Annotated in this window: 19 protein-coding genes; 12 read left to right on the forward strand and 7 right to left on the reverse strand. The window is 69.0% G+C overall.

Annotated features, from left to right (window positions below; genetic code table 11):
- Nucleotides 1-4 precede the first annotated feature (4 nt).
- Nucleotides 5-823: an orotidine-5'-phosphate decarboxylase gene (gene pyrF, locus ACUDCK_RS24510; protein WP_054500716.1), complete on the forward strand. Its 819-nt coding sequence runs from the start codon at nt 5-7 to the stop codon at nt 821-823.
- 69 nt (nt 824-892) lie between these two features.
- On the opposite strand, the gene ACUDCK_RS24515 is transcribed toward pyrF, so the two are convergent.
- The 6 genes from ACUDCK_RS24515 to ribBA all read right to left on the reverse strand — a co-directional run bounded on the left by ACUDCK_RS24515 (nt 893) and on the right by ribBA (nt 5,503).
- Nucleotides 893-1,459 carry a CinA family protein gene (locus ACUDCK_RS24515; protein WP_175167072.1) on the reverse strand — a complete coding sequence of 189 codons (567 nt, stop codon included), beginning with the start codon at nt 1,457-1,459 and terminating at the stop codon, nt 893-895.
- A complete protein-coding gene (locus ACUDCK_RS24520) occupies nt 1,456-1,962 on the reverse strand; it encodes a phosphatidylglycerophosphatase A family protein (protein WP_049076110.1) in 507 nt (168 codons plus the stop codon). Before ACUDCK_RS24520 ends, ACUDCK_RS24515 begins: the two co-directional genes overlap by 4 nt.
- Nucleotides 1,963-2,107: 145 nt before the next feature.
- Nucleotides 2,108-3,073 (reverse strand): thiamine-phosphate kinase, encoded by a 966-nt coding sequence (gene thiL, locus ACUDCK_RS24525; RefSeq protein ID WP_175144123.1) that lies wholly within the window; start codon nt 3,071-3,073, stop codon nt 2,108-2,110.
- A gap of 253 nt (nt 3,074-3,326) precedes the next feature.
- Complete coding sequence (gene nusB / locus ACUDCK_RS24530; RefSeq protein ID WP_049076116.1) at nt 3,327-3,818, reverse strand: transcription antitermination factor NusB; 492 nt, start codon at nt 3,816-3,818, stop codon at nt 3,327-3,329.
- Complete coding sequence (ribH, locus tag ACUDCK_RS24535) at nt 3,787-4,317, reverse strand: 6,7-dimethyl-8-ribityllumazine synthase (protein ID WP_006391339.1); 531 nt, start codon at nt 4,315-4,317, stop codon at nt 3,787-3,789. Before ribH ends, nusB begins: the two co-directional genes overlap by 32 nt.
- 10 nt (nt 4,318-4,327) lie before the next feature.
- A complete protein-coding gene (ribBA, locus tag ACUDCK_RS24540) occupies nt 4,328-5,503 on the reverse strand; it encodes a bifunctional 3,4-dihydroxy-2-butanone-4-phosphate synthase/GTP cyclohydrolase II (RefSeq protein ID WP_175167071.1) in 1,176 nt (391 codons plus the stop codon).
- A 147-nt stretch (nt 5,504-5,650) separates the two neighbouring features.
- Between ribBA and ACUDCK_RS24545 the strand changes: the two genes are divergently transcribed.
- The 7 genes from ACUDCK_RS24545 to ACUDCK_RS24575 all read left to right on the forward strand — a co-directional run bounded on the left by ACUDCK_RS24545 (nt 5,651) and on the right by ACUDCK_RS24575 (nt 13,004).
- Complete coding sequence (locus ACUDCK_RS24545; RefSeq protein WP_175167070.1) at nt 5,651-6,457, forward strand: HAD-IIB family hydrolase; 807 nt, start codon at nt 5,651-5,653, stop codon at nt 6,455-6,457.
- A 10-nt stretch (nt 6,458-6,467) separates the two neighbouring features.
- Nucleotides 6,468-7,283: an IclR family transcriptional regulator gene (locus ACUDCK_RS24550; RefSeq protein ID WP_054415082.1), complete on the forward strand. Its 816-nt coding sequence runs from the start codon at nt 6,468-6,470 to the stop codon at nt 7,281-7,283.
- A 213-nt stretch (nt 7,284-7,496) separates the two neighbouring features.
- A complete protein-coding gene (phnD, locus tag ACUDCK_RS24555) occupies nt 7,497-8,504 on the forward strand; it encodes a phosphate/phosphite/phosphonate ABC transporter substrate-binding protein (protein WP_054500713.1) in 1,008 nt (335 codons plus the stop codon).
- A gap of 5 nt (nt 8,505-8,509) precedes the next feature.
- A complete protein-coding gene (phnC, locus tag ACUDCK_RS24560; protein ID WP_054415079.1) occupies nt 8,510-9,280 on the forward strand; it encodes a phosphonate ABC transporter ATP-binding protein in 771 nt (256 codons plus the stop codon).
- Nucleotides 9,280-10,179 (forward strand): phosphonate ABC transporter, permease protein PhnE, encoded by a 900-nt coding sequence (gene phnE, locus ACUDCK_RS24565; protein WP_026384726.1) that lies wholly within the window; start codon nt 9,280-9,282, stop codon nt 10,177-10,179. The genes phnC and phnE (ACUDCK_RS24565) overlap by 1 nt, the downstream gene beginning before the upstream one ends.
- The gene (gene phnE / locus ACUDCK_RS24570) at nt 10,176-11,000 is read left to right on the forward strand and encodes a phosphonate ABC transporter, permease protein PhnE (protein ID WP_054500712.1); all 825 of its coding nucleotides are present in this window, start codon (nt 10,176-10,178) and stop codon (nt 10,998-11,000) included. Before phnE (ACUDCK_RS24565) ends, phnE (ACUDCK_RS24570) begins: the two co-directional genes overlap by 4 nt.
- A gap of 345 nt (nt 11,001-11,345) precedes the next feature.
- Nucleotides 11,346-13,004, forward strand: coding sequence for a CYTH and CHAD domain-containing protein (locus tag ACUDCK_RS24575; protein WP_175144124.1), 1,659 nt, complete (start codon nt 11,346-11,348; stop codon nt 13,002-13,004).
- A gap of 133 nt (nt 13,005-13,137) precedes the next feature.
- Here ACUDCK_RS24575 and ftsY read toward each other — a convergent pair whose 3' ends face one another.
- Nucleotides 13,138-14,316: a signal recognition particle-docking protein FtsY gene (ftsY, locus tag ACUDCK_RS24580; protein WP_420867705.1), complete on the reverse strand. Its 1,179-nt coding sequence runs from the start codon at nt 14,314-14,316 to the stop codon at nt 13,138-13,140.
- A gap of 226 nt (nt 14,317-14,542) precedes the next feature.
- Here ftsY and rsmD point away from each other — a divergent pair, with 226 nt between their 5' ends.
- The 4 genes from rsmD to ACUDCK_RS24600 all read left to right on the forward strand — a co-directional run bounded on the left by rsmD (nt 14,543) and on the right by ACUDCK_RS24600 (nt 17,316).
- Nucleotides 14,543-15,109 (forward strand): 16S rRNA (guanine(966)-N(2))-methyltransferase RsmD, encoded by a 567-nt coding sequence (gene rsmD / locus ACUDCK_RS24585; RefSeq protein WP_054500709.1) that lies wholly within the window; start codon nt 14,543-14,545, stop codon nt 15,107-15,109.
- 58 nt (nt 15,110-15,167) lie between these two features.
- Nucleotides 15,168-15,671 (forward strand): pantetheine-phosphate adenylyltransferase, encoded by a 504-nt coding sequence (gene coaD, locus ACUDCK_RS24590; protein WP_006385942.1) that lies wholly within the window; start codon nt 15,168-15,170, stop codon nt 15,669-15,671.
- Nucleotides 15,672-15,847: 176 nt separating this feature from the next.
- The gene (locus ACUDCK_RS24595) at nt 15,848-16,099 is read left to right on the forward strand and encodes a YfhL family 4Fe-4S dicluster ferredoxin (RefSeq protein ID WP_175144126.1); all 252 of its coding nucleotides are present in this window, start codon (nt 15,848-15,850) and stop codon (nt 16,097-16,099) included.
- Nucleotides 16,096-17,316 (forward strand): benzoate/H(+) symporter BenE family transporter, encoded by a 1,221-nt coding sequence (locus tag ACUDCK_RS24600; RefSeq protein WP_049076138.1) that lies wholly within the window; start codon nt 16,096-16,098, stop codon nt 17,314-17,316. The genes ACUDCK_RS24595 and ACUDCK_RS24600 overlap by 4 nt, the downstream gene beginning before the upstream one ends.
- Nucleotides 17,317-17,384 lie beyond the last annotated feature (68 nt).

Here is a 17,384-nt window from a genome sequence, read left to right on the forward strand (position 1 = left end):
CCCCATGAATTTCCTCCAAAGACTCGAACACGCCTGGACCACCAGCAACTCGCTCCTGCAAGTCGGGCTCGACCCCGACCCGCAACGCTTTCCGCGCGAACTGCAGGGCAAGCCGGACGCGATCTTCCAGTTCTGCCGCGACATCGTCGACGCCACCGCGCCTTACGCCTGCAGCTTCAAGCCGCAGATCGCCTACTTCGCCGCGCACCGCGCCGAAGACCAGCTCGAAGCGCTGTGCCAGCACATCCGCGACAAGCACCCCGACCTGCCCATCGTGCTGGACGCCAAGCGCGGCGACATCGGCTCCACCGCCGAAAACTACGCCCGCGAAGCCTACGAGCGCTACCAGGCGCACGCGCTGACGGTCAGTCCGTACATGGGCCTGGACTCGGTCGAGCCCTACCTGGCCTGGCGCGACCGCGGCGTGATCGTGCTGTGCCGCACATCCAACCCCGGCGGGTCGGACCTGCAGTTCCTCAAGATGGATAACGGCGAGCCCCTGTACCTGCACGTGGCGGGGCTGGTGGCCGACAAATGGAATGCCAACGGCCAGTGCGGCCTGGTGGTGGGCGCGACCTTCCCGAACGAGCTGGCCGCGGTGCGCCAGCGCATCGGCGACGCGGTGCCGCTGCTGGTGCCGGGCATCGGCGCCCAGGGCGGCGACATCACCGCCACCGTCAACGCCGGCGCCAACGCCGCGCGCAGCGGCATGATGATCAACTCGTCGCGCGCCATCATCTACGCCAGCGGCGGCGATGACTGGCGCCAGGCCGCCGGCGACGCCGCGCGCGGCCTGCGCGACGCGATCAACGCGGTGCGCTGAGCGCCGCCCGCGGGGGCCAGGCGGTTCCCGCGGTATCCCTGGACCGCGCCATTGCGCGGGCGGTCTTCCTCAACGCCGGTTGACCGGCGCCCCCAGCAGTTCCAGCACGCCGCGCAGCGCGAATTCGACCGCCTGCTGGCGCACCTGCGCGCGGTCGCCGCTGAACACGTGGGTGACGGCGCGGCTGCTGATGCCGTCGCCGACCCACTGCGCGAAGCCGAAGCACACCATGCCCACCGGCTTGCCCGGCGTGGCGCCGCCCGGACCGGCAATGCCGGTGGTGGACACCGCCACCTGCGCCGCCGGCGAGGCCAGCAGCACGCCGTTGGCCATCTCCAGCGCCACCGGCTCGCTGACCGCGCCGAAGTGATGCAAGGCGTCCGGCGACACATCCAGTTCGCTGACCTTGGCATCGTTGCTGTAGGTGACGAAGCCGCGGTCGAACCACTCGCTGGACCCGGCCACCGCCGTGACGGCGCCCGCCAGCAGCCCGCCGGTGCAGGATTCGGCGGTGCCCAGCACCAATCCCAGGCGCCGCAACGTATCGCCCAGCCGCTCGGCCAGCCCGTATACGGTGGCCTGCGCCAGTTGTTCAGCCGACAGATTGGACGGCGGGTTTTCGTGTTGCTGGTTCATCCCAAGACTCCTGTGCGCACGGCCAGCGCCATGATCAGCAAGGCGTATCCGGCCGCGACGATATCGTCCCACATTACCCCGAAACCGCCCTTCAGGCGGGCATCGAAGAACTTGATGGGCGGCGGCTTGACGATGTCGAACGTGCGGAACAGCACGAACGCCAGCGCCTGCGACAACCAGCCGGCCGGCGTCAGCCACAGCACCAGCCAGAACGCCACCATCTCGTCCCACACCATTCCGACATGATCGGGCTGCTGGAGTTCGCGGCCGACGCGGTCGCAGGCCCAGCAGCCGTACAGGAAGGCCAGCGCCAGGAAGATGCCGATGGCCAGGTCCGACGCGGCCGGCGCGGCGGCGACCCAGATGAGCCAGGCCAGCAGCGTGCCCCAGGTGCCCGAGGCGGGGCGGATCAGGCCGCTGCCGAAGCCGAAGGCGATCAGGCGGCCCGGATCGCGGCACACCCAGGACAGCGCGGGATAGACCGCGCGCGAGCGTTCGCGCATCGACGGGGAATGGGGGGAAGAGGACGACATGGATAAGGGCCCAAGAGTGGCGGGGATAAGGGCGATGGGAAGGATGGCGTTCAGTAAACAACCGTGGCAGCGATTGTGACAGGGTTTGCCTGCGTCCGGCGCAAGGCCGGCGCTCTCAGACCGAGGGAAAGTGATCGAAGCCGGCGGGCAATCGTGTCAACGGCTGTCCGGCGGCGTCCCGCAGCACCAATCCCGGCTCGGCCACGATATTGCCCACTTGCGTCACGCGGACGCCGGCCGCCTGCGCAGCCGCCCGCACGGCGTCGCGGCGGGCCGGGGGCGCGGTGAAGCAGAGTTGGTACACGTCTCCGCCGCCCAGCACCGCTTGGCGCACGACGTCAGCGGGCATGCCGGCCAGCGCGGCGGCCACGGGCATGCGGTCTTCATGCAGCAACGCCCCCACCCGGCTGGCCGCCAGGATGTGGCCGAGGTCCTGCAGCAAGCCGTCGGAAATATCGATGGCGGCGTGCGCGATGCCGCGCAACGCCACGCCCAGCGCCACTTGCGGCTCGGGCCATTCCAGCGCGCCGCGGGTCGCGGCCAGCCGTGCCGCGTCGGCCGGATACTGCCCGTCGAGCAGGCGGTAGGCCACGTCGGCCGCGCCCAGTTCGCCGGACACCCAGATATCGTCATCCACCCGGGCGCCGTCGCGGCGCAGCGCGGCGCCCGCCGGCACGGCGCCGAACACGGTCACGCTGATGGCCAGGTCATGGACGCTGCGGGTGGTGTCGCCGCCGATCAACGGGCAGCCATGGACCTGCGCCAGCGCATGAAACCCCTCGGCAAACGCCGCCAGCCACGCCTCGTCCAGCCGCGGCAGCGCCAGCCCCAGCACGCAACCGATGGGCCGCGCGCCCATGGCGGCCAGGTCCGACAGGTTCACCGCCAGGGCCTTGTGCCCCAGCGCCTTCGGATCGACATCGGGAAAGAAATGCCGGCCTTCCAGCAGCAGATCCGTGCTGGTGGCCACCTGTTCGCCGGCCGGCACCGGAAACAACGCGCAGTCATCCCCCACGCCCAACAGCCCCGCCGGCGCGGCGCGCGTGAAATAGCGCGCGATCAGATCGAATTCGGACGCCACGACAACTCCGCAGTCCGGCGCAATGCGCCGGTATTGACTCCCACACCGGAGCCACGCTCCAAGGGAAGATTCGCGCCAAAGAGAGGTCCGCACCAGAGGCGCGGAAAGCTCGCTCCAAAAGAAGGAAGCCCGCCCCAAAAGGGAGACCGCCCCAAAAAAACGGCCCTCCCCAGACCCGGGCCGCGCGGATCCGGCTCCGCCGGTCCGCAGCGGCGCCCCCCTGGGGGGGAAGCGCGCAGCGCTTCGGGGGGGTCTACTTCTTCATTTCGTGCGAGCGCACGTCCGCCGCCAGCTTGTCGAGCACGCCGTTGACGAACTTGAAGCCGTCGGTGCCGCCGAACGACTTGGCCAGTTCCACGGCTTCGTTGATGGCGACCTTGTACGGCACTTCGACATGATGGATCAGTTCGAAGCTGCCGATCAGCAGGATGCCATGCTCGACCGGCGACAGCTCGGCCAGCGGACGGTCGACGTAGGGCGTGAAACGCTCGCGCAGCGCGGGCGCTTCGCGCAGGACGCCATGCAGCAAGGTCTTGAACCACTGCGCGTCGGCCTCGGAGAAGTCCTCGGTGTCGCGCAGATGGGCGTCGATCTCGCCGGCGTCCTGCGTGCCTTCGCCGCCGCGCAGCAGCCACGCGTACACGCCCTGCAGCGCGAATTCGCGCGCACGGCGGCGCGCGCTGCGGGCGTTGGCGCGGGCTTGCGCCGCGCTATCAGCGCTGGTCGTCGTCTTCTTCGTCGTCAAAATCTTCGTCCTCGTCTTCGTCGTCTTCGTCTTCTTCCTCGGGCTCCAGGGCCGCCACCAGGTTGGCCATTTCGACGGCCACCTGGGCGCAGTCGCGGCCCTTGCCGGCGGCGCGGGCTTGCGCCTGCTCGTCGGTGTCCACGGTCAGCACGCCGTTGGCGACCGGGATGCCGGTCTCGAGGGAGATGCGGGTGATAGCAGTGGCCATTTCATTGCTGACCACTTCAAAGTGATAGGTCTCGCCGCGGATGACCGCGCCCAGCGCGATCAGGGCGTCGAACTCGAACGTCTCGGCCATGTGCGACAGGGCCACGCCCAGTTCCAGGGCGCCCGGCACGGTGGCGACCATCACGTCGCGCTCGTCCACGCCGAGTTCGGCCAGTTCCTTCAGGCACGCTTCGAGTTCGGCCTGGCCGATCTCTTCGTTGAAGCGGGCGCGTACGATGCCGATGTGCAGCCCTTCGCCGTTCAGGTCGGGGGTGAGGATGTAAGGGTTCATGTGTCGGCCTTCAGTGTGTTGCGGGAGTGTTCGGAGGGTCGCAATCGTAACCCGTAATGGTGAGCGAGAAGCCCGCCATGCTGGGCATCTTGCGCGGCCGGGCCAGCAGCTTCATCTCGCCCACGTTCAGGTCGCGCAGGATCTGGGCGCCGATGCCATAGGTGCGCAGGCCGAATCGGTCGGCGTTGGCGGGGTTGGCATTGGCCTTGGGGTCGCTCCAGCCGGCGATCTGCGCGAACAGGTGTTCGGTGGACGACTGGCAGTTCATCAGCACCAGCACGCCGGCCGGCGCCTGCGAAATGGCCTGCAGGGCCTGCGCCACGCCCCAGCTATGCGGGCTGGCGCCGGTATCCAGCACGTCCAGCACCGAGGCCGGCTCGTGCACGCGCACCAGGGTCTCGACGTCTGGCGCCACGGTACCATGCACCAGCGCCAGGTGGGCCGAGCCGGTGGCGGCGTCCTCGTAGGCCACGGCCTCGAAGGTGCCCCAGGCGGTCTGCATGCTGCGCTTGCCGACGCGCTTGACGATGGATTCGTGCTCGCTGCGGTATTGGATCAGGTCGGCGATGGTGCCGATCTTCAGGCCGTGCTCGCGGGCGAACTGCACCAGGTCGGGCAGGCGCGCCATGGTGCCGTCCGGCTTGAGGATCTCGCAGATCACCGCGGCCGGGGTCAGGCCGGCCATGGCGGTCAGGTCACAGCCGGCCTCGGTGTGGCCGGCGCGCACCAGCACGCCGCCGGGCACGGCCCGCACCGGGAAGATGTGGCCGGGCTGGACCAGGTCGGACGGCTTGGCGTCGCGCGCCACCGCCACCTGGATGGTGCGGGCGCGGTCGGCGGCCGAAATGCCGGTCTCGACGCCTTCGGCGGCCTCGATCGACTGGGTGAAATTGGTGCCATATCGCGTGCCGTTGCGGGCCGCCATCAGCGGCAGGTCCAACTGGCGGCAGCGTTCTTCGGTCAGGGTCAGGCACACCAGGCCGCGGCCGTGGGTCACCATGAAGTTGATGGCCTCGGGCGTGACGAACTCGGCGGCCATAACGAGGTCGCCTTCATTTTCGCGGTCTTCCTCGTCAACCAGGATGACGATGCGGCCGGCGCGCAGCTCGGCGATGATCTCGGCGACCGAGGCAATATCGAAGGATTCCGGCTCGGAGCCGGGCAACGGGGACAACTGGACGGACATGGCGGGCACGCAAACCAGGCGGGAAAGCCCGGATTTTACCGCCCCCGGCGCCATATCCCCTACCGGCCCGCCCCGCCCCCGCCCAAACAGGGCCATCCGGTTAAACTTTCGGCCGGAGAACACCCCATAAAACCAAGGAAAAACGCCATGCAAGCCCTTGCGGCCATGCCTTTGACCGTCGCGGCGGGGATCCGCGTCGTGCTCACCGACATCGACGACACCCTGACCACCGAAGGCCGGCTGCCCGCCGACGCCTACGCCGCCCTGGAACGCCTGGAACAGGCCGGCATCCAGGTGGTGCCGATCACCGGCCGCCCGGCCGGCTGGTGCGACCACATCGCCCGCATGTGGCCGGTGCGCGCGGTGGTCGGCGAGAACGGCGCGTTCTACTACGCCTACGACCGCCAGGCGCGCCGCATGGTTACGCACTACTGGACCGACGCGGCCTCGCGCCAGGCCAGCCGCAAAAAGCTCGACGCGATCCGCGACCGGGTGCTGGCCGAGGTGCCCGGCGCCGCCGTGGCCAGCGACCAGGACTACCGCGTGGCCGACCTGGCCATCGACTTCTGCGAGGACGTGCCGCCCCTGCCCGAGGCCGATATCAGCCGCATCGTGCGCATCTTCGAAGACGCCGGCGCCCAGGCCAAGGTCAGCTCGATCCACGTCAACGGCTGGTTCGGCGACTACGACAAGCTGACCATGACGCGCACCCTGTTCCAGCGCGAATTCGGCATCGACGTGGCCAGCGCGCTCGACAGCACGCTGTTCATCGGCGACTCGCCCAACGACGAGCCCATGTTCGCCTACTTCCCGGTCTCGGTCGGCGTGGCCAACATCCAGTCGCAGTTGCACCGCCTGACGCACCGCCCCGCCTACGTGGCCGCGTTCCATGGCGGCGCCGGCTTCACCGAGATGGCCGACCGGCTGCTGGCCGCCCGCGCCGTCACCGCCTGAGGCACCCACCGTGGCCACCACCAAACCCGCCGCCCCCGCCGCCAATGACGGCCGCCGCAGCATCCAGTCCATCGAAGTGGGCGTGCCGCTGCTGGCCGCCCTGGTCGACGCCGCCAAGCCGCTGACCCTGCGCGATCTGGCCGCCGGCGCCGGCATGACCTCGGCCAAGGCCCACCCCTACCTGGTGAGCTTCATCCGGGTCGGCCTTGTGCAGCAGGACAGCATCACCGGCCAGTACGAGCTGGGGCCGTTCGCGCTGCAGATGGGCCTGGTCAGCCTGCAGCGGCTGGATCCGGTGCGCATCGCCATGCCCGAGATCGCCAAACTGCAATCCGAGATCGGCCACACGCTGGGCATCGCGGTGCTGGGCTCGCACGGCCCCACCATGATCCACATGACCGAGGCCAGCTATCCGGTGCACGTGAATATGCGCAAGGGCACCGTGATGTCGATGCTGCACACCGCCACCGGCCTGGTGTTCGCAGCCTGGCTGCCGCCCAAGGTCAGCGAGCACTACATCGCCCGCGAGGAAGGCGATACGGCGGTGATCTCCAGCGTGTCGCCGCCGCGCAAGGTCAGCCGCGCCAACATCGAGGCGCAACTGGCGGACATCCGCGTGCACGGCATGGCGCGCGCCCTGGGCAACCCGCTGCCGGGCGTCGACGCCCTGTCGGTGCCCGTGTTCGACAACACCGGCAACATCGTGCTGGCGCTGACCAGCCTGGGCCCCACCGGCCTGTTCGACGTGTCCTGGGACGGCGCCATCGCCCGTCCGTTGCTGGCCTGCGCCCACGAGATCTCGCGCAAGCTGGGCTACCGCGCCTGACCTTCCCTCCTCCCGCCTGACCCGCAAGCCGCGCGACGGATCCGCCGATCCACTCGCGCGGCCGTCGCGCCGTTCGCGCATAAACGAACCCAAAGCGAACAAAACGAACAAAACCCGAAAAGAAACACAGGGACTTTCCCGAGTGTGCCCCTGGCGCTTGTATGTTTGAATTCAGTTACCAGTCATATTCAGACCTATAAGAGGAGACATACGATGCGCGCATTGCGTCACCTGCAAGCGGCCTCGCTGGCCGCGCTCGTGTTCGGAACGTTCGGAGCGTCCGCCGCCCACGCCGCCGACGCCTGCCCCAACCGGGGCGACCTGGACCAGAACTACTGCGACGCCAACAAGGACCTGGTGGCCGACACGCCCACCGATCCGGCCAAGCTCAAGACGCCGTCGACGCTGGTGTTCACCTACACCCCGGTGGAAGACCCCGCGGTGTATGAAGACATCTTCAAGCCGTTCACCAAGCACCTGTCCGAATGCACCGGCAAGCGCGTGGTGTTCTACCAGGTGCAGAGCAACGCCGCCGAAATCGAGGCCATGCGCTCGGGCCGCCTGCACGTGGGCGGCTTCTCCACCGGCCCCACCGCCTTCGCCGTGAACATCGCCGGCGCGGTGCCGTTCGCCGTCAAGGGCTACGCCGATGGCTTCCAGGGCTACAACCTGATCGTCATCGTCAAGAAAGACAGCCCGTACCAGAAGCTCACCGACCTCAAGGGCAAGAAGCTGGCGCACACCGCGCCGTCGTCGAACTCCGGCCACATGGCGCCCGTGGCGCTGTTCCCCAAGGAAGGCCTGACGCCCGACAAGGACTACAAGGTGGTGTTCTCGGGCAAGCACGACCAGTCCGTCATGGGCGTGAACTCGGGCGACTACGACGCCGCCGCCGTGGCCTCGGACGTGTTCAAGCGCATGATCGAGCGCGGCCAGGTCAAGGAAGCCGATTTCCGCGTCATCTACAAGAGCGAGAAATTCCCCACCTCGTCGTTCGCCTACGCGCACGACCTGGAGCCGAAGTTCCGCGACCAGATGCTCAAGTGCTTCTACGACTACCGCTTCCCGGCCGAGATGTCCAAGGCCTTCGACGGCGCCGACCGCTTCTACCCGGTGACCTACCAGAAGGACTGGGCCATCGTGCGCCAGGTCGCCGAATCCGGCGGCGAAAGCTTCAACCGCGCCGCCTACGACCGCGAATCCGCCAAGAGCAAGAAGTAATCAGCATGACGACGTCGCTACGCATTTCCGGCCTGGTCAAGGAATACCGGGCCGGCCGGCCGGTACTGAACGGCATCGACCTGCAGATCGCGGGACGCGGCCTGACCGCCATCATCGGCCCCTCGGGCACCGGCAAGAGCACGCTCCTGCGCTGCATCAACCGGCTGATCGAGCCGACCCGCGGCGAGATCGTGCTCGAAGCCGGCGACGGGGCGGTCGACCTGGCCCGGGTGCGTGGCGCGTCGCTGCGGCGCGCGCGCCGGCGCATCGGCATGGTGTTCCAGGAATACAACCTGGTCGAACGCCTGACCGTGATGGAAAACCTGCTGACCGGACGGCTGGGCTACACCGGCGCCTTCAAGGCCTGGACCCGCCGCTTCGAGGCCGAGGACATCGAGCACGCCTACCAACTGCTCGATACCGTGGGCCTGGCGGGCTTTGCCGACCAGCGCGCCGACGCCCTGTCGGGCGGCCAGCGCCAGCGCGTGGGCATCGCCCGCGCCCTGATGCAGCGCCCGCAGTTGCTGCTGGCCGATGAGCCGACCTCGTCGCTCGACCCCAAGACCTCGGTCGAGATCATGGAGCTGCTGGCGGCGCAGGGCGACGCCAGCGGCATCCCCGTCATCGTCAACATCCATGACGTCGAACTGGCGCGGCGCTACGCCGGCCGCATCGTCGGCATGTCCGGCGGACATGTGGTCTATGACGGCAACGGCCAAGGCCTGGACGCCGCCATGCTCAAGACCATCTACGGAGGCGAGTCTTGGCTGGCGTAATGACTCCGCGTTCGTCCCATCCGCGTCCCTTCGCGCTGTCCGGCCGCGCCAAGGCCGGCGTGCTGCTGCTGGTGCTGTACACCGTGTATGCGGCCGCGCAACTGGACTTCAGTTGGGCCCGCTTCGAAAGCGGCATGGGCCACGCCTCGACCTTCCTGGCGCGCATGTTCCCGCCCAATTTCGAGAAGCCCGCCACGCTGTGGAAGGGCATCGCCGAGAGCCTGGAGATCGCCGTGCTGGCCTCGGTGCTGGGCATCCTGTTCGCGCTGCCCGTGGGCCTGCTGGGCGCGCGCAACCTGATGCCGGCGTGGGTCTCGTGGCCCGCCCGCTCGATCGTGGCGCTATGCCGCGCGCTGCATCCGGTGATCGTCGCCATCCTGTTCGTCAAGGCCGTGGGCTTTGGCGCGCTGGCCGGCATCCTGGCGTTGACGGTGGCCTCGATCGGCTTCATCGGCAAGCTGTTCACCGAGGCCATCGAGGAAATCTCGCTCAAGCAGGTCGAAGCGGTGCGCGCCACCGGCGCCTCGTTCGCCAACGTGCTCGCCTTCGGCGTGCTGCCGCAGGTGTTCGCGCGCTTCATCGGCTTTGCCACCTACCAGTTCGACTCGAACCTGCGCAACTCGACCATGGTCGGCATCGTCGGCGCCGGCGGCGTGGGCGGCACGCTGTTCTCGGCCTTCCAGCGCTTCGACTACGACTTCGTCAGCGCCATCCTGCTGACGCTCATCGCCATCATCATGCTGGGCGAGATCCTGGCGGGCTTCGTGCGCGCCGTGTTCCTGGACAACCTGGGCTTCGACCGTATCCTGCAGGGCCGCTTCGCCGGCGCGCGCGGCATCGGTTCGAGCGCATCGAAGGCAGCCTACCAGGCCGCGCGCAAGGCGGAGGCGGATCAATGAACACGCACGCCCCCACCCTGCCCGCCGCCAACGCGCCGCGCGTCTGGCACCGCTACAGCCTGGGCCAGCGGCTGCTGCGCTTCGCCCTCTACCTGCTGCTGGTGGCCGCCATCGTGCAGGCCATCCGCGGCGTCGAGATCATCCCGGAGTTCCTGTACGACGCGCCGGAACAGATGGCCGACCTGTTCCAGCGCATGTGGCCGGTGGACTGGGCCCACTATCGCGGCGGCGTGCACGACGCGCTGATCGAGACCCTGCACATCGCCACGCTCGGCACCATCCTGTCGGTCATCATGGCGGTGCCGGTGGGCCTGCTGGCGGCCAACAACCTCACGCCCAGCAAGACCATCAACATGCTCGCGCGCCTGATCCTGGTGTCGAGCCGCTCGGTCAACTCGCTGGTCTGGGCGCTGCTGTTCATCGCCATCTTCGGCCCCGGCGCGCTGGCCGGCACGCTGGCCATCGCGTTCCGTTCCATCGGCTTCGTCGGCAAGCTGGTGGGCGAAGCCATCGAGGAAGCGCAGCGCGGCCCGATCGAGGCCGTCACCGCCACCGGCGCCAGCAAGGCCTCGGTGATCTGGTACGCCTACTGGCCGCAGATCCGCCCGGCGTTCTGGTCGATCGTGCTGCTGCGCTGGGACATCAACGTGCGCGAATCGGCCGTGCTTGGCCTGGTCGGCGCCGGCGGCATCGGCATGGCGCTGGACACCGCCCTCAATCTGTTCCAGTGGGACCGCGTGGCGCTGGTGCTGGCCGCCATCTTCGTGGTGGTGGTGCTGGCCGAGATCCTCATCACCCAGGCGCGCAAGCGCATCCTCTGACGCGCCCGCAACCGACGTTCCTTTGCGCCGCCCGGCAACGGGCGGTTTTTTTTGGCCGCCTCGCGCGGGGCTGCATGCCACCCCGCGCACCCGGACCGCCGAGGCACGCCCCGCCCCGGATTTACAATCCGACAGCCCCCCACGGCGCGTCTCTGCCTGTCCAGGTCATTGAGCGGACGCAATCGAAGCGGAAAATATCCCGCGCCTGACGCGGGAACGATTGTTGATGCACCGCAACCACGTCTATGCTCCGTGTGGGCGTTTGTGAAATAAATATGACCGGTCATCAAACCGCCCGCCCCGTTTGATTAAGATCTCGGCTTTTGCCGTTGGACACCCGCCGCCATGTCGGAACAGGAACTGAAACTGCACGTGCCCACGGCTTCGCGCCAGGCCGTGCTGCGAGAGATCAAGCAACGCGAGGCGACGCGCATCCGCCTGCATGCGATGTATTTCGACACGCCCGAGCGTGAACTGGCCCGCGCGCGCATCGCCATCCGCCTGCGCCAGGAAGGCCGCGACTGGGTGCAGACGCTGAAGATGCCCGGCATCAACGCCATCACCCGCATCGAACTGAACCACCCGCGCCCGGGCCCCGTTCTCGACCTGTCGGTCTACGCCGGCACCGAGGTCGAGGCCGCGCTGGCCGCCATCAAGGGCGAACTCGGCCTGCGCTATGAAACCGACGTGCAGCGCATGCTGCGCAAGGTGCGCACGCGCTACGGCACCGTCGAACTGGCCTACGACACCGGCATCCTGCGCGCCGGCGCGCTGGAACTGCCGATCTCCGAACTTGAATTCGAACTGGTCTCGGGCCGCCCCGCCGCCATCTTCGCGGTCGCGCGCGGCTGGCAGCAGCGCCACAACCTGGTGCTGGACCCGCGCAGCAAGTCCGAGCGCGGCGACGCGCTGGCGCAATTGGCGCAGCGCCTGGCCGACGTCGACGCCGTCCCGGGCGACGACCTCGACAGCCGCCGCGCCCAGGCCATCGCGCTGTTCTGGGCGCCGCGCGGCGCCGCGTCCGTCAAGCTGCGCGAGGACATGACGGCGGCGCAGGCCATGGGCCGCATCGCCGCCGAATGCCTCGACCAGATCGCCCGCAACGCGGCCGTGCTGGCCGAAGTCGACACCGAAGGCGTGTACCGCGCCGGCAATTCCGAGCACGTGCACCAGTTGCGCGTCGGCATCCGCCGCCTGCGCTCGGCCTGGAAGCTGTTCGACGGCTGGATCGGGCCGATCCCCGACGCCATCATGCAGGGCGTGCGCGCCCACTTCGCCGCCTTCGGCGCCAACCGCGACCAGGACGTGCTGAACGAAACCGTGGCGCCCGCGCTGATGCGCGCCGGCATGCCGGTCATCCCGATGGAGGCCGCGCCGCCCGAACAGGACGCGCGCGCCATCGCCGGCGGCAAGGCCTTCCAGGCCTGGCTGCTGGAACTGCTGGAATGGAGCCTGGACGTGCCGCCCGCGCAGCCCACCAGCGATGGCCTGCCCGTCGCCAACGGCATGCCCAGCGACGCGGCGCCCGAACCCGCCATCCGCCTGGAAGGCGGCATCGCCGGTCCCAGCGTCAAGCCCACCATCATCCCCATGCTGGCGCCCGAGCCCGATCCGCAGCAACTGCACGAGCAGTTGGCGCGGCGCCTGCACCGCTGGCACAGCAAGGTGGCCGACCAGGGCACCCAGTTCGCCACGCTCGACATCCCCACGCGCCACGAGCTGCGCAAGCGCGGCAAGCGCCTGCGCTACAGCCTGGCCTTCGCCGAATCGCTGCTGCCCCCGAGCAAGCTGCGCGGCTACCGCAAGCTGCTGTCGCGGGTGCAGGACATCCTGGGCGAGATCAACGACCTGGCCGTGGCCAAGGACTACTACGAGTCGTGTACGGCCACGCATCCGCAGGCCTGGTTCGCGCTGGGCTGGATCAGCGCGCGCCTGGAAGAGCTGGCGGTGGATGCCCAACAGGCATTCGACGACCTGGCCGGCAGCAAGCCGTTCTGGAAATAAGGCGGCGCGATCCTTCGCGGATTGCGTTTCCGCCCGCCGCAAACACCGCGCCCCACGCCTGCGATGCAGCAGACGTGGGGCGCGGTGTTTTCAGCGCCGGGCGCGAGGCCCGTGCCGGTATCAGCGGGACGGATCAGTCGGCCAGCAAGGCCCCGGCGAATTCGTCGGCCACGAACGGCTGCAGGTCTTCCAGGCTTTCGCCCACGCCGATCCAGTAAACCGGGATCGGCCGCACGCCCTGGCTGCCCGCCGCCACCGCCGCCAGCGTGCCGCCCTTGGCGGTGCCGTCCAGCTTGGTCACGACCAGGCCCGTCAGGTTGATGGCCGCGTCGAACGCGCGGATCTGCGCCAGCGCGTTCTGGCCGGTGTTGCCGTCCACCACCAGCAGCACCTCGTGCGGCGCGGCCGGATCGGCCTTGCCGATGACGCGGCGGATCTTCTTCAGTTCTTCCATCAGGTGCAACTGGGTCGGCAGGCGGCCGGCCGTGTCCACCATCACCACGCCCATGCCGCGCGCGCGGCCGGCGTTGACAGAGTCGAACGCCACCGCCGCCGGGTCGCCGCCATCCTGCGAGATCACGGTGACGTTGTTGCGGCTGCCCCACTCGATCAGTTGCTCGCGCGCGGCGGCGCGGAACGTGTCGCCCGCGGCCAGCAGCACGCTGGCGCCCTGGCGCTGGAAGGTGTGCGCCAGTTTGCCGATGGACGTGGTCTTGCCGGCGCCGTTGACGCCCGCGATCATCACCACCAGCGGCTGCGCGCGCTTCAGGTCAAAGGCGCGCTCCAGCGGACGCAGGTGATCGGCCAGCAACTGGCGCAGCGCGGCCTTGACCTTGGCGGGGTCCTCGATGCGCTCTTTCTTGACCCGCGCGCGCAGCGCGGTCAGCAGCTTCTCGGTGGCTTCCAGGCCGGCATCGGCCATAATGAGCGCCGATTCGAGTTCCTCGAACAGGTTCTCGTCGACCTTGACGCCGACGAAGATGCCGCCAATGCTCTGGCCGGTGCGCGACAAGCCCTGCTTGAGCCGCGACAGCCAGGACGCCTTCTTGGGCGCGGCTTCCGGTTCGGGCGCGGCGGGCGCCGGCGCGATGGCGGCGGGGGCAGCGGCGACCGGGGCCGGAGGCGTGACGGCGGGCGGCGATGCCACCACCGGCGCGGGTGCAACCGGCGGCGGGGCAACGGCCGGCGCGGCAGCCACGGGCACGGAAGCGGGTGCGGCGGAAGCAGGTGTGGAAGCGGGCGTGGCAGCAGGCGCAACCACGGGCGCCGAGGCCTGCGGCTGCGGCACCACGGCCGGCGACGGTTGCGGCACGCTGGCCGACGCCGGCGCGGGCACCTCGGCGGACGGCACCGGCAGGGTCACCTCGGGCGTCGCGACGGGCGCGAATTCGCGCGCCGGAACGGCGGGTTCGACGGGCTGGGCGGGGACCTCGGCCTCGGCTTGCGGCGCGATCCCGGCATCCACCTGCTCCGGCGGCGGCGCGGGCTGGGCCGGCGCGGCGGGCGGAGGGGATTTTTTCTTGAAGAAGCGGCTAAACATGGGTAACAAGTATATTCGTATCGTCGGGGGCCAATACCGGCGCACCCCTATCGTCGTGCCCGACGTGGAGACGCTCCGCCCGACGCCCGACCGGGTGCGGGAAACGCTGTTCAACTGGCTCAATCACCTGTGGGGCGGCGAATTCGCCGACAAGCAGGTGCTGGATCTGTTCGCCGGCAGCGGCGCCCTGGGGTTCGAGGCGGCCTCGCGCGGCGTGGCGCATGTGCAGATGGTGGAACGCGACAAGACTGCCGCGTCCGCGCTGCGGACACTGCGCGACAAGCTCAAAGCCGACATGATACGCATCCATGTGGGCGATGCGATGCAGGTCGTCGAAAGAATGGATGCGTCCCGCTTTGACCTCATCCTGTTGGATCCCCCCTTCGGACAGGGCTGGCTGCCGCGCCTGTGGCCGATCCTGCCCGGCATCCTGGCCGAGGGCGGATTGGTCTACGTCGAGGCCGAAAGCCCCATCGAAGCGCCCGACGGCTTCGAGATCCTGCGCCAGGACAAGGCAGGCGCGGTCCACTACCATCTGCTGGAATTTGCTGCATTGCGCAAATAGATCAATAATCCGAGCTTCGGAGGATGGTGTACACCACTAATAACGGTACGGAGCTCGCATGATCATCGCTGTTTACCCCGGCACTTTCGACCCGCTGACCAGAGGCCACGAAGACCTGGTCCGCCGCGCCGCCACGCTTTTCGACAAAGTCGTCGTCGGCATCGCGCACAGCCGCAACAAGAAGCCCTTCTTCAGCATCGACGAGCGCGTGGACATCGCGCGCGAAGTGCTGGGGCACTATCCCAACGTGGAAGTGCAGAGCTTCGGCGGCCTGCTCAAGGACTTCGTGCGCGACCAGGGCGGGCGCGTGATCGTGCGCGGCCTGCGCGCCGTGTCCGACTTCGAATACGAATTCCAGATGGCCGGCATGAACCGCCATCTGCTGCCCGACGTCGAAACGCTATTCATGACGCCGTCGGATCAATACCAGTTCATCTCCGGCACCATCGTGCGCGAAATCGCCCAGTTGGGCGGCGACGTCAGCAAGTTCGTGTTCCCCTCGGTGGAACGCTGGCTGCAGGAAAAGGCCAAGGAACGCCGCGAGCAATCCTGGCCGGGCTGAGCGCTGCCGCTCCCCGCCTCACCGAACCCTCCCGGAGGGCGCCTTGTGCGCCCTCCCTGCGTTTTGGCGGACGGCAAGCGCCGGGATGGGCAGGTCGGCGCCAGGGGCTTGCCGGGCGCCCGTCGGGCCCGGCAGTACAATTGCAGTATCCCTGCCGGATTCCGTAGCCCCTCATCATGGCCCTGACCATCACCGAAGAATGCATCAATTGCGACGTTTGCGAGCCCCAGTGCCCGAACGACGCGATTTCCATGGGCGAGGAATACTACGTCATCGACCCTGACAGCTGCACGGAATGCGTCGGCCATCACGACGAGCCGCAATGCAAGGTGGTCTGTCCGGTGGAATGCATCGAGCTGCACCCGCAATGGAATGAAGGCCAGGAACAACTGATGGCCAAGTACCGCCGCCTGACCGGTGCCGCATGAGCGACACCGCGCAACCCGTCTTCGATCCCCCCGCCACCCGCCCCAACGCCCGCCGCGACCTGTCCGCCTCGGCGATCGCGGCCGGCCTGGTCGCCGTGCTGGTCAGCTTCGGCGGCACCGCCGTGCTGATGGTGCAGGCCGGCCATGCCGCCGGCCTGGACGCCGCCCGCATCGGCTCTTGGATCGGCTCGCTCAGCCTGGTGCTGGGCCTGGGCGGCGCGGCCTACAGCCTGCGCACCGGCCTGCCCATCGTCATGGCCTGGTCCACGCCCGGCGCGGCCCTGCTGGTGACCGCGCTGGCGGGGGTGCCATTCCCCGAAGCCATCGGCGCCTTCGTGCTGGCCGCCGCGCTGACGCTGGCCTGCGGCCTGTTCGGCTGGATCGATCCCATCCTGCGCCGCATTCCCGGCGAAGTCGCCGCCGCCATGCTGGCCGGCGTGCTGCTCAACTTCGGCATGGGCATCTTCACCAACGTCGGCAAGCAGCCGGCGCTGGTGCTGGCCATGTGCGCCGCCTACCTGGTGTGCCGGCGCTGGGCGCCGCGCTACGCGGTGCTGGTGGTGATGGCCGTGGCGGTCGCCATGGCGGCCGGCCTGGGCCTGATGCGGGTCGACCAGCTCGACTGGCACCTGACCGAGTTCGTCTGGACCACGCCGGTCTTCAGCATGCAGGCCGCGATCAGCCTGGGCGTGCCGCTGTTCGTGGTGGCGATGGCCTCGCAGAACCTGCCCGGCCTGGCCATCCTGCAGGCCGCCGGCTACCGTCCGCCCGCCTCGCGGCTGGTCGCCGCCACCGGCTTGCTCGGCCTGCTGGCCGCGCCCTTCGGCGCCCACAGCGTCACGCTGGGCGCGATCAGCGCGGCCATCTGCACCGGCCCCGAAGCGCACGCCGAACCGTCCAAGCGCTACATCGCCGCGGCCACCTACGGCGTCAGCTATTTCGCGCTGAGCATCGTCGCCGGCGCGGTGGCGGTGTTCTTCCAGGCGCTGCCGGCCGCGCTGCTGGCGGCGCTGGCCGGCCTCGCGCTGCTGGGCACCATCATGGGCGGCATGGCCGCCGCCATGGCCAACCCGCAACGGCGCGAAGCCGCGCTCATCACGCTGCTGGCGACGGCCTCGGGCTTCAGTTTCTGGGGTATCGGTTCGGCCTTCTGGGGCCTGGTGGCGGGCCTGCTGGCCCACACCGTGTTCGAATACAAACGCAGGCCGGCGGCCTGAAGCTGCCGCTTCATGCGTTGCCGATGACAAGCGCGTCGCGCAGCGGCGCGCCCCCGGATTTCCCGCGC

Source organism: Achromobacter sp. CF-sbj1-Ac2-l (assembly GCF_052698165.1).